Source organism: Gibbsiella greigii, from assembly GCF_039540155.1.
Taxonomy (GTDB): domain Bacteria; phylum Pseudomonadota; class Gammaproteobacteria; order Enterobacterales; family Enterobacteriaceae; genus Gibbsiella; species Gibbsiella quercinecans.
This window is the reverse complement of record NZ_BAABEM010000035.1, coordinates 1-1,407: the sequence shown is the minus strand read 5'-3', so window position 1 is coordinate 1,407 and position 1,407 is coordinate 1. Positions and strand designations below refer to the sequence as shown.

Here is a 1,407-nt window from a genome sequence, read left to right as displayed (position 1 = left end):
GCTTTCGCAGCACCAGTATCGCTGCCGCCTCCGCCAGGGCTAATGAGATGGTCACCCCCACCCTGTAGGCGGTACGCTGGCAGGGTGTTTTTCTTTCTGGAGAGGCCATCATGAAAAATGTTGAGCTTATTGGTATTGATCTCGGCAAACACTCTTTCCACATCCACTGCCAAGATAAGTCTGGCAAAGAACTTCTACGCAAAAAGTTTACTCGCACCAAGTTAATGCAGTTTCTGGCGGTATGCCCATCCTCGACGGTTGTGATGGAAGCCTGTGCCGGTGCACACTTTATGGCACGACGCATCAACGAGATAGGACATGAAGCAAAGCTTATCTCCCCGCAATTTGTCCGCCCGTTTGTTAAGGGTAATAAGAATGATTTTGTTGATGCAGAGGCAATATGTGAAGCCGCTTCGCGGCCATCAATGCGTTTTGTCCAGCCGAGAACAGAAGTTCAGCAGGCAATGAGGGCGCTGCACCGGGTCAGAGAATCATTTATTAGAGATAAGGTGAAAACCACTAACCAGATCCACGGTTTTTTACTGGAATTTGGAATCAGTCTACCAATAGGTGGCGCAGCAATTAAACGACTATCGTTGGTATTGGCGGAACACGAAATTCCCGAATACCTGAACAGTATGCTGATGAAATTACATGCCCATTACCTCTATCTTGTTGAGCAGATAACAGAGCTGGAATCAGAGCTAAACCAGTCAATCAAAGTTGATGATATCGCTCAACGCATTATGACGATACCGGGTGTTGGGCCAATCACTGCCAGCCTTCTTTCTTCCCAGCTCGGGGATGGTAAACAGTTTTCATGCAGTAGGGACTTTGCGGCTTCCACAGGACTTGTACCCCGGCAATACAGCACAGGTGGAAGATCAACGCTGCTGGGAATTAGCAAGCGAGGAGACAAAAATTTGCGCCGTCTGTTGGTTCAGTGTGCACGCTCGTTCATGATGCGGCTGGAGAACCAGCAGGGCAGACTTGCCGAATGGGTTCGGGCTCAACTCAATAATAAGCATTCAAATGTTGTTACCTGCGCCCTTGCAAACAAGCTGGCCCGTATAGCATGGGCAATCACCACAAATCGCAATGAATATCAGGCCTGACACATGAATATATGAATCAATAGGTTGATTATTAAGTAGTTAAACGTTAGTTACCCATCTGGTTTTGCGAAGACTGATTATTGATGACATGAACGGCATATCGGCCTGATGAGAAACCTTATAAAGAAAATGGCTCACTGAAGCCGAAGGGCTTTTTAGGTTCACCAGGCGCGGAACTCATCGTGGCGCGGGCATCATTGCCCATAGTGACGCCGGATAGATTTAAGCAAGCCCATCATTAATCAAAAATCAGTGTTGCAAAAATGGGGGTGACCATAGATTTTTCCTTACG

Annotated in this window: 1 protein-coding gene; it reads left to right on the top strand. The window is 47.4% G+C overall.

All coding sequences use genetic code 11. The annotated features are described in order from the left end of the window. Positions 1-110: 110 nt before the first annotated feature. Positions 111-1,115, top strand: coding sequence for an IS110 family RNA-guided transposase (locus AC559G_RS18190; protein ID WP_498913694.1), 1,005 nt, complete (start codon positions 111-113; stop codon positions 1,113-1,115). The last annotated feature ends 292 nt before the right edge of the window (positions 1,116-1,407 follow it).